This is a genomic window from uncultured Corynebacterium sp. (assembly GCF_902782855.1).
Classification (GTDB): Bacteria; Actinomycetota; Actinomycetes; order Mycobacteriales; family Mycobacteriaceae; genus Corynebacterium.
The window spans coordinates 1-9,504 of the sequence record NZ_CACZOO010000336.1 but is presented as its reverse complement, the minus strand read 5'-3'; the positions used below and the strand labels follow the sequence as shown (position 1 = coordinate 9,504).

At 66.1% G+C, this 9,504-nt stretch carries 8 protein-coding genes, 1 other RNA gene and 1 pseudogene; 7 read left to right on the top strand and 3 right to left on the bottom strand.

Going from position 1 to position 9,504, the window contains the following annotated elements; genetic code table 11:
* Window positions 1-393 (top strand): annotated as a pseudogene (locus QZV72_RS13690) (hypothetical protein); the annotation flags it as partial.
* A 12-nt stretch (window positions 394-405) separates the two neighbouring features.
* On the opposite strand, the gene QZV72_RS13685 reads toward QZV72_RS13690, so the two are convergent.
* Window positions 406-1,002 (bottom strand): TetR/AcrR family transcriptional regulator, encoded by a 597-nt coding sequence (locus QZV72_RS13685; protein ID WP_297009202.1) that lies wholly within the window; start codon window positions 1,000-1,002, stop codon window positions 406-408.
* Window positions 1,003-1,113: 111 nt separating this feature from the next.
* On the opposite strand from QZV72_RS13685, the gene QZV72_RS13680 reads away from it, so the two are divergent.
* Entirely contained in the window at window positions 1,114-2,058 is a 945-nt protein-coding gene (locus QZV72_RS13680) for an ABC transporter ATP-binding protein (protein ID WP_297009201.1), read from the top strand.
* Window positions 2,058-3,683 (top strand): ABC transporter permease, encoded by a 1,626-nt coding sequence (locus QZV72_RS13675; protein WP_297009199.1) that lies wholly within the window; start codon window positions 2,058-2,060, stop codon window positions 3,681-3,683. Before QZV72_RS13680 ends, QZV72_RS13675 begins: the two co-directional genes overlap by 1 nt.
* A 13-nt stretch (window positions 3,684-3,696) precedes the next feature.
* Here QZV72_RS13675 and QZV72_RS13670 read toward each other — a convergent pair whose 3' ends face one another.
* Window positions 3,697-5,361, bottom strand: coding sequence for an AbgT family transporter (locus QZV72_RS13670; RefSeq protein WP_297009197.1), 1,665 nt, complete (start codon window positions 5,359-5,361; stop codon window positions 3,697-3,699).
* A 112-nt stretch (window positions 5,362-5,473) separates the two neighbouring features.
* On the opposite strand from QZV72_RS13670, the gene ftsE reads away from it, so the two are divergent.
* The 4 genes from ftsE to ssrA all read left to right on the top strand — a co-directional run bounded on the left by ftsE (window position 5,474) and on the right by ssrA (window position 8,177).
* Window positions 5,474-6,163 (top strand): cell division ATP-binding protein FtsE, encoded by a 690-nt coding sequence (gene ftsE / locus QZV72_RS13665; RefSeq protein WP_297009196.1) that lies wholly within the window; start codon window positions 5,474-5,476, stop codon window positions 6,161-6,163.
* Window positions 6,164-6,178: 15 nt separating this feature from the next.
* Window positions 6,179-7,081: a permease-like cell division protein FtsX gene (ftsX, locus tag QZV72_RS13660; protein WP_297009194.1), complete on the top strand. Its 903-nt coding sequence runs from the start codon at window positions 6,179-6,181 to the stop codon at window positions 7,079-7,081.
* Between the two features lie 27 nt (window positions 7,082-7,108).
* On the top strand, window positions 7,109-7,669 hold the full coding sequence (gene smpB, locus QZV72_RS13655) for an SsrA-binding protein SmpB (RefSeq protein WP_297009193.1): 561 nt from the start codon (window positions 7,109-7,111) through the stop codon (window positions 7,667-7,669).
* A gap of 134 nt (window positions 7,670-7,803) precedes the next feature.
* Window positions 7,804-8,177: a transfer-messenger RNA gene (gene ssrA, locus QZV72_RS13650) on the top strand.
* Between the two features lie 174 nt (window positions 8,178-8,351).
* Here ssrA and QZV72_RS13645 read toward each other — a convergent pair.
* Window positions 8,352-9,263 (bottom strand): MarR family winged helix-turn-helix transcriptional regulator, encoded by a 912-nt coding sequence (locus QZV72_RS13645; protein ID WP_297009192.1) that lies wholly within the window; start codon window positions 9,261-9,263, stop codon window positions 8,352-8,354.
* Window positions 9,264-9,504: the final 241 nt, after the last annotated feature.

Below are 9,504 nucleotides of genomic sequence, written 5' to 3'. Positions count from 1 at the left end.
ATCACCCTGCACCACAAGGGTGATGACAGGTTCCTCTCCCGCGACAAGTTGACGCTGCTCGTGGCGTCCGAAAAGGAGCTGGTGGTGCTCAATGACGGTGCCGAAGTCTACCGCGGCGGCATCGAGGACGAGATGATCCCGGGGCTGCGTGCCGCGCTGGAGGCTCACGGTTACCCGCCGCTGGCGGACGCAGACCCCTTCGCCGCCGACTTCACCGACTGGGTCGACCGGGACGGACGCAAGGACGAAGCAGTCGATGACCTGCTCCGCACCCGCCGCCGCGCCCTGTCCGACAAGAAGGACGGCGAGGCGGACGCGGCGCTGGAGAAACTCCGCGCGGCAGGTGTCGCCGTCCGGGACCGGAAGGGACGTCAGCAGTACCGGTCGGTGTGACCGGGCCGGCCTTCACCCCACCAGTTCCTTCTGGACCTGCGGGGCGAGCCGGTAAACCAGGTCTTCGAGGGGGGCGTCGGCGATGCCCGGGATGCGCAGGACGTACCGGCACACGGCAACGCCGAGGATCTGCGGGGCGATCAGCGGCATCCGGGTGAGCCTGGCTGAGGTCTCCGTGTCGGATGTGCGGTCCTGGAGGTTTGCGAGCATCGTCCGGACGAAAAGGGGGGCGAGATCCTCGTCGGAGACCGCCGAGCGGAACAGGGTGCGCATGACCTGACCGGTGTCGGGATTCTCCCACATTCCGAAATAGGTGCGTACCAGGCGTTCGCCGATGCGTTCCGTTGGGCCGTCTAAGGCCTCGGTCAGGCGGCCCGCGATCTCACTGCGGTCGATGACGGCGGTGGTGAACAGTTCCTGCTTCGTCCCGAAGAAGTGGCGGACCAGTGCCGGGTCCACCTCGGCCTGTTTCGCGATGGCCCGGACAGAGGTCGCCGCGAAGCCGCGCTCGGCGAACATCTCCAACGCTGTGGCGAGGATGGTCTCCCGGGTGCCTGAGTCTCCCGTGCGGCGCCCGGGCCGACGCGCGTTTCCACTCTGACCTGCCATGACTTCCACAACTCCTCATGTGGGGAATTTGATGTATGCTACCGGACAGGTTATATCGGCCTGTCCCGGGCCGCGAACACCGGACAATGCACCCGACAGAGAAGGCATCCCGTGTCGTCATCAGACCCCGTCAACGGAAACCCCGCAATCGCAGTTCGGGGCCTCGACAAGTTCTTCGGGAAGTTCCAGGCACTCGACAATCTCGACCTCACCGTCGAACGCGGCGAGGTCCACGGCTTCCTCGGCCCCAACGGTGCCGGCAAGTCCACCACGATCCGCGTCCTGCTGGGACTGCTCAAGTCCAACGGCGGCAGCGTCCGCCTGCTCGGCGGCGACCCGTGGACGGACACCATCGAACTGCACCGGCGCCTCGCCTACGTCCCCGGCGACGTCACCCTGTGGCCCGGCATGAGCGGCGGCGAGGCCATCGACCTGCTCGGATCCCTGCGCGGCGGGCTCGACGACACGCGCCGCGCCCACCTGCTGGACCGGTTCGAGCTCGACCCCACCAAGAAGGGCCGCCAGTACTCGAAGGGTAACCGGCAGAAGGTCGCCCTCGTCGCCGCTCTGGCCTCGGACGCCGAACTGCTCATCCTTGACGAGCCCACCAGCGGTCTCGACCCCTTGATGGAGAACGTCTTCCAGGAGGAGGTCGCGGCCGCCGTGGGTCGGGGCGTCACGGTACTGCTGTCCAGCCACATTCTCGCCGAGGTCGAGAACCTCGCCGACAGGCTGAGCATCATCCGCGACGGTCACATGGTCAGCACCGGAACCCTTGACGAGCTGCGGGGGGACGCCCGGACCACCGTCCGTGCGACCCTGGACTCCATCCCGGACTCCATCCCGGACTCCGTCATCACCGGACTCCACGACATCCGTGTTGACGGCAACCACCTCACCGGCACCGTCGATCCGTCCGAACTCGGGGACGTCATGACCGCGCTGGCCTCCCGCGGGATCACTGCGCTGAGTGTGGAGCCGCCGTCACTGGAGACCCTGTTCCTCGATCTCTACGGAGATGACGGCAAGAACGCCGCAGCCGAAGGGGTTGCCTGATGGCCACCACCACACGGCCTGCCGCGCAGCCCGCCACGGGTACTCTCACCGGTACCGGTGGCCTGTTCAAGGCCCTTCTCAGGTACGACGGACGTCTCCTGGCGCCCTGGATTTTCATCGTCACCTTCGTCTCGGCGTCCACCCCGGTGATCTTCGGCTGGCTCTTCTCCAGCGAGGAAGACAAGATGGTGCTCGCTTCGTCGATCGGCTCGAACCCGGCGCTCACCCTGATCTTCGGCACCGCCGGTGACCTCACCACCATCGACGGCTTCACCGTCTGGCGTGGTCTGACTCTCGGTGGATTCCTCACCGCACTCGGCATCGTCCTCGCCGTCACCCGTGCGACCCGCGCCCAGGAGGATTCGGGGCAGGCGGAGCTGCTGGCGTCCGGCGTCCTCGGACGTGGCGCCCGGCTCATGGCCCCCATGGGGCTGGCCACGCTCGCCAGCCTCACCGTCGGCGTCGTCGCAGGTGTGGTCACCGGACTGTGCGGTGCGAGCTGGGGGACAGCTCTGCTCATGGGCGCGACCTTCACTGCTGCGGGCTGGATGTTCGGCGCCTGGGCGGCGGTGTCCGCGCAGCTCGCCTCGGATTCTCACCTCGCCAACAACCTCGGCATCGGTGCCCTGGCGGCGCTGTTCCTGCTGCGTGGCGCACTCGATGCACTGGATGCCCCGGCCTGGACCTCCTGGGTGAACCCGCTCGGATGGCTGTCGGAGACACGTGCCGGCGAGGATGACGCCCGGTGGTGGCCGCTGCTGTCAGCTGTAGTCCTCGCCGTCGTTCTGTGCCTTGTGGCTTTCCGGCTGCACGGCAGCCGTGACTTCGGTCAGGGTGTCGTCGCGACCAGTCCCGGCCCGGACCACGGGTTGATCCGGGGCCCGTGGATGCTGACCTGGCGGCTGCACCGTGGCGTCATCTCGGTGTGGGCGGTCATGTTCCTCGTACTCGGCGTGGTCTTCGGCTACATGTCGGATTCGGTGGAGGACCTGCTCAGCGGGGGCGGCGGTTTCGCCGAGGTCTTCACCGGTGGCGCCACTGATCCGGCCCTGATGACCCGGTCCTTCCTGACGATGATGCTCAGCCTCGCCGGAATCATCGCGTCCGTCCCGGGTGTGCAGATCATGAACCGCCTCCGGACCGAGGAAGAGGAGTTCCGGGTCGAACCGCTGCTCGCCACCCCGCTGCCCCGGGTCCGGATGTTCCTCGCCCCGGTCGGCACGGCGTTGCTGGTGACAGGAGTACTGATCCTGCTCGCCGGTGCGGTGGTCGGCCTGTTCGTGGCGAACGGGGACAACGGCGTCACCTTCGGTGAAACTCTCCTGCAGGCCCTGGTGACCGTGCCGGCGATCTGGGCTGTCGTGGGTGTGTCCGTCCTCGTCATCGGCGCCAGGCCACAGGTCGCCATCGCGGCCTGGATCGGTGTGGTCGCGTCCTTCGGTCTGACGCTGCTCGGCCCGACCTTCAGGCTGCCGGACTGGGTGCTGGGCATCAGTCCCTTCCACCACATCCCGACCATCAGCTCCGACGGAGCAACCTGGACGGGTCTGACCGTGGTGGGGATCGTCGCCCTGGCACTGATGGTGGTCGGGCTGGTCGGCTACCGGCGCCGCGACATCATCTGAGGGTCCTGACCCCCTACGCCGGGTACTCCATCGGAGCGCCCGGCCCCAGCGGGATCCCCAATGACCACCAGAGCACGAAGAAGAGGAACCAGCCGACGAGGATGGTCAGGCAGTAGGGGATCATCATCGACATGACGGTGCCCAGTCCTGCTTTCCTGTAGTAGCGCAGGACGAAGGCGAAGGCCATCGCGAAGTAGGGGTTCATCGGTGTGACGACCGCGGTGGCGGAATCACCGATGCGGTAGAGCATCTGGGTGACCTCGGGGGAGATGCCGAGGTACATCATCATCGGCACGACGATGGGCGCCATCAGCGCCCACTGCGCCGAGCCGGAGGTGATGAGCATGTTGATCAGGGCGACCATGACCACGAAGCCGCCGAGCAGGACCACCGTCGGCAGGTTCCAGCTCTCCAGCAGGTCAGCACCCTTGACGGAGACCCACACACCGATGTTGGATGCCGTGAACCAGGCGACGAACTGGGCGACGACGAAGAAGAGCACCAGGATCGGCAGCATGGACTCCAGGCCGCGCTCCATGAAGACCGGGATGTCGGTGGACCTGGTGATCGTCTTCCTCGACAGTCCGTAGACCACGCCGAGGATGAAGAAGATGACGGCGATGGGTACGGCGATGCTGGTGATCAGCGGGCTGTCCATGACAGACCCGCCTTCGCCCTGGAGTGGGGAGCCGCCGATGAACAGCAGTGCGAAGTAGGCGGCGAGGCAGAGGACGAAAGCGATACCGGTGAGCCGCAGGGCGCGCAGCTCACCGGGGTGGAGGGTCAGGTCCTTGATCACGTTGCCGTCGTCGTCGGTGAAGGCGACGGAGGAGTAGTCGACCTCGTCGTGGTTGACGATCTGGTGGATTTTCCGGTCCATGAAGAACTCGGTGACGACGGTGATGATGCCGGCGAGGACGATCGACGAGCCGATGACGAAATAGTAGTTCGACAGCGGGTTGACCTCGTAGTCTGCGTCCACGATCTGGGCGGCGGAGGTGGAGATACCGGACAGCAGCACATCGGTGATGTTGAGCAGCAGGGAGGCGTCGAATCCGGCGGCGGACCCGGCGAAGGCGACCACGGCGCCGACGACGGGGGAACGGCCGAGGGCGTTGAAGGCCATCGCGCCCAGCGGGATCATGATGACGAAGATGGCGTCGGAGGCGACCGAGCCGGTGATGGCGGTCAGGGCGACGACGAAGGTGAGGGTCTTGGGGCCGGTGCGGGCGACGACGGACCGGACGGCCGCGGAGATCAGGCCGGAGTGCTCGGCCACGGAGACGCCCAGCATGACGGTGATGATGACGCCCAGGGGCGGGAAGCCGGTGAAGTTGTCGACGGCGCCGGTGATGATCTCCCTGAGACCGTCGGCGCTCAGAAGGTTGACGACCTCTACGGTCTCGCCGGTCTGGGGGTCGGTGGCTTGCATACCGATGAGGGAGCCGATCCAGCTGAGGACGAGGACGACGCCGCCGAGGCAGATGAAGAGCCAGAAGGGGTTGGGCAGCAGATTGCCCGTTCGCTCGATGACGCCGAGCAGACCCGGCGTCCGCCGGTCGCCGGAGGCGATGTGATCCGGTGGTGACGGGGGTTCCGGCGGCCCGGCATCATGGCTGAGGTTCTCTGCTGAATTCAGCGGTATTTCTGTGGGCGTCGGCGTATCATTGTCAGACATTTCTGCAGAGTATCAACGGTCGTTCGCTGATGCACGGGAACGGTGCCTATTCGCGATATCACACCGGTCACATCTCTTTCACCGGTCACACATGAGCAGGTAGGGTGGCCCCGTGATCACTTTCGAGAAGGTCAGCAAGGCGTACCGCGGGTCCGGCCGCCCCGCGCTGAAGGATGTCTCGGTCAGCATCGACAAAGGCGAGTTCGTGTTCCTCATCGGCCCGTCGGGTTCCGGCAAGTCGACATTCCTGGAACTCATGATCCGGGAGGAGGACCCGGACTCCGGCGACATCCACGTCGCCGACTATCACGTCAACAACCTCAAACCGCGTGAGGTGCCGAAACTGCGTCAGCGCATCGGCTATGTCTTCCAGGACTTCCGTCTCCTGCCGAAGAAGAGTGTCTCCGACAACATCGCTTTCGCGATGCAGGTCATCGGCAAGGACAGGCAGGAGACCGACACCGCCGTCGCCCGGGCCCTCGACCTCGTCGGACTGTCCGGTAAGGAGAACCGGCTGCCCAATGAACTCTCCGGCGGTGAGCAGCAGCGCGTCGCCATCGCCCGTGCCGTGGTGAACCGTCCGCTGGTCCTGCTCGCCGATGAGCCGACCGGCAACCTCGACCCGGACACCTCCGCCGAGATCATGGGACTGCTCAGCCGTATCAACCGCAACGGCACCACGGTGGTCATGTCCACCCACGACAATGCGGCGGTGGACTCGATGCGTCGCCGCGTCCTCGAACTGTCCAAGGGAAAGCTCGTCCGTGACGACGCGCACGGCGTCTACGGCGTGGGACGATAGGGGAGGAAGGGAACAGTGCAACTCCGATTCATCCTGAAGGAGGCCTTTGACGGCTTCCGACGCAATGTCACGATTACCGTGGCCATGATCATCACCACGGCGATCTCTCTGGCTCTGGTCGCCACCGGCATCCTGTTGACCAACATGACCTCGGACACCAAGGAGATCTACCTCGACCGCATCGAGGTGATGGTCCAGCTCGACGACGCCACCTCCGTCTCGGACACCGACTGCTCCGGTCAGGTCTGTGCGGCGGTCAAGCAGAAGCTCGAAGACAATGACGAGGTCGAGGCGGTCACCTTCCGCAACAAGCAGCAGAGCTTCGAACGGTTCGTGGAACTGTTCAAGGATTCTGATCCGCAGCTCGTCGCCCAGACGAGTCCGGACGCCTTCCCCGCGGCGCTGCACGTGCGGCTCGTGGACCCGCTGGACACCTCCGCCATCGACGAGGTCCGCGACATGCCCGGTGTGGCGACCGTCGTCGACCAGGGTGATGACCTCCGCGGTGCGACCCGGAACCTCGATTCGATCCGCAACGCCAGCTTCATTCTCGCGGTTGTCCAGGGTATCGCCGCGATCCTGCTGATCATGAACATGGTGCAGATGGCGGCGTTCCAGCGCCGTACCGAGGTCTCCATCATGCGAATGGTCGGCGCGACCCGCTGGTACACGCAGGCGCCCTTCGTCATCGAGGCGGTCTTCGCTGCGCTGCTCGGTTCGGTGCTGGCGGTCGTCGGCATGTTCGCGGGTAAGGGGCTCATTCTCGACAAGGCGTTGAAGTCCCTCTACGATTCGCACCTCATCGCCCGGATCAACACCGCCGACATCTGGGCCATCGCGCCGGTGGTCGTGCTCGGTGGCCTCCTCGTTGCCGCGGTGACCGCGCAGGTGACGCTGCGCTGGTACGTGAAGAAATAGTCGTGACCGGGTAGGATTACCCGGGTTATGGCGAAGAAGAGTACGCCGGTGGATTCCGGCAAGGGCGCAGGGAAGTCGGCCGCGAAGAAGGCCGGTAAGGGGACACCCGGGCGCAAGGGCGGCGGGCCGCTGGTTGTCGCGACGAACCGGAAGGCCCGGCACAACTTCAGGATCCTCGAGACCTACGAGGCCGGACTGGCGCTGGTGGGCACCGAGGTGAAGTCACTGCGCGAGGGCAAGGCGTCCCTGGTGGACGCCTTCGCGACCGTCGACGACGGCGAGATCTGGCTGCGCGGCCTGCACATTCCCGAGTACACCCACGGCACGTGGACCAACCACGCCCCGAGGCGGACCCGTAAGCTGCTCATGCACCGCGGCGAGATCGACTCGATCATGGGTAAGGTCCGTGACGGTAAGAACACCCTCGTGCCGCTGCAGATCTACTTCTCGGGGGGACGCGCCAAGGTCGAGCTTGCGCTGGCCACCGGTAAGCAGGACTACGACAAGCGGCAGGACATCAAGCGTCGCACCGAGGAGCGCGAGGTCACCCGTGAGCTGGGGCGCCGTATCAAGGGCATCAACGCCTGAGACCCGGGGCGGGGCGGTGCCCGGATCGGGAATTGAAACCGGGTCCGGTGACGTTATAGGCTGTAGATCCTGCCGTTGACCGAGCTTTCCGGCGGCAGGGGATGCGGACCCTCCGGTTGACCGGTGGGTCGTGAGGGGTCGATCAGGTTTCGACTTCGTGCATTGAGCCAGGGGAAGCGTGCCGGTGCAGGCTAGAGACCACCGCAAGCGTCGCAGCAACCAATTAAGCGCCGAGAACACTCAGCGCGACTACGCTCTCGCTGCCTAATCCAGCGAAGCGTGTCTGTCGGCCCGGGGCCTGTTCCCCCTCCGGTCACCGGCATCGTTTCGGGAACTTACCTGGCGGCCCCGTCATCCGGGCCGTCAGGGACACCTCAGGGTGGCTGGGCTCATCGTCCGGGCAGGTTCGCGTGACCCGGAGAGCCGAGCAGGGATAGAGCGGACTGCGCACGGAGAAGCCCTGGCGAGGTCGCGAAGGACCCGGGTTCAATTCCCGGCGGCTCCACGATCACCCCCGTTCACCATCATGGTGAGCGGGGGTTTTCCATGTCAGAGCCCCTTTCCGCCAGGTTCACGTAAATGACCGGAGACGACACGAACAGACCGGAAATGACGTTTCCGGACCAGAATCCGGACCACGGCATACCACGGCAGACCAGGCTCTGTTGCGGGCGTCGCCCGGTCAGGCGAAGCCGGGGTTCATGCCCCGACCGAAGCCGCCGAACCAGCGGAATTCCTCGGAGCCGCCGAACCTGTCGAAACGTTCGGGGCGACGTCCCCGGCCTCGTTCCCGGCCCCGACCTCTGCTCGGACCGCAGTCGTCGTCGGTGTCGTGGAACTCGGGGTCCTCGGGGCGCGGACCCCGGTGGCCGCGCGGGCCTCCGTGGGGACCGTCGTGCCCGTGCGGTCCACCGTGCGGCCCGGGGCCGGACCGGGATCCGAAGCCCGGTCCGAAGTCACGTCCGGCCTCGCGGAGGTGCCGGGCCCGTTCGCCGACCTCCGGGAACTTCTCCGCCAGTGCCTCGGTCACCTTCGCCGTGAGCCCGGACCACGTCTCCTGCTCCTCGTCAGTGAGCACGTCGAAGGGGTCGGCGCCGGTGGACGCGTCGATCTCGGTGGCGGCTTCACGCCCGGCCTCGGTGAGGTCGATGAGGAAGGACCGTCGGTCGTTCACATCGCGCTCCCGGGTGACCAGTCCTCCTGCCTCGAGTTTGGCGACCAGCTCACTGAGCGACTGGGGCCGGACGCCGAGCATGAACGCGAGGTTCTTCTGGGGAAGCGGGGACTGCAGGGCGAGGATGCCGAGCACCCGACCTTGGCCGGAACGGATCGCGCCGCGGAACCCCTCGCGTCCACCGCGTCCACCGCGTCCACCCCGTCCGTCCCGTCCCCCGTGTTCACCGTGTTCACTGTGGCCGCCGCGACCTTCCCGGGGGCCGTGGCCGCGGTGCTGGTCCCGGTCGGCGATGCGGAGGAGGACGAAGAGTTCCGCGGCCTGTGCCGCGAGGTCGGTGGTGCCTGCTCCGGTGCCGTTGGTGGTGCCATCGGTGGCGCTGCCGGTGGTACCGGTGGTGTTGTCGCTGATGTCAGTCATGATCTCTCCTTGAGTTGTGTAGGTACCTGACTATCAACATCATACGCAGGTACCTGACAAAGTCAACAGGTACCTGATCAATTCATTGTCTGTGCAGGTCACCACGGATATGACGACGCCCGCGTCGTCTCCGGAACAGGAGATGTCGCGGGCGGTGCGTGGCCCCGGCGGCAGGTGCGGGAACTGCCGGAACTGCGGGGGGAGAATGACAGAGCGGGAGAACCCGGAGCGGCCTACATGT

Bases quoted from the DNA above. Each gene is read 5' to 3' on its own strand.
- smpB (WP_297009193.1), top strand. From the start codon at position 7,109: ATGGCGAAGAAGAGTACGCCGGTGGATTCCGGCAAGGGCGCAGGGAAG.
- QZV72_RS13675 (WP_297009199.1), top strand. From the start codon at position 2,058: ATGGCCACCACCACACGGCCTGCCGCGCAGCCCGCCACGGGTACTCTC.
- QZV72_RS13670 (WP_297009197.1), bottom strand. From the start codon at position 5,361: ATGTCTGACAATGATACGCCGACGCCCACAGAAATACCGCTGAATTCA.
- QZV72_RS13645 (WP_297009192.1), bottom strand. From the start codon at position 9,263: ATGACTGACATCAGCGACAACACCACCGGTACCACCGGCAGCGCCACC.
- QZV72_RS13685 (WP_297009202.1), bottom strand. From the start codon at position 1,002: ATGGCAGGTCAGAGTGGAAACGCGCGTCGGCCCGGGCGCCGCACGGGA.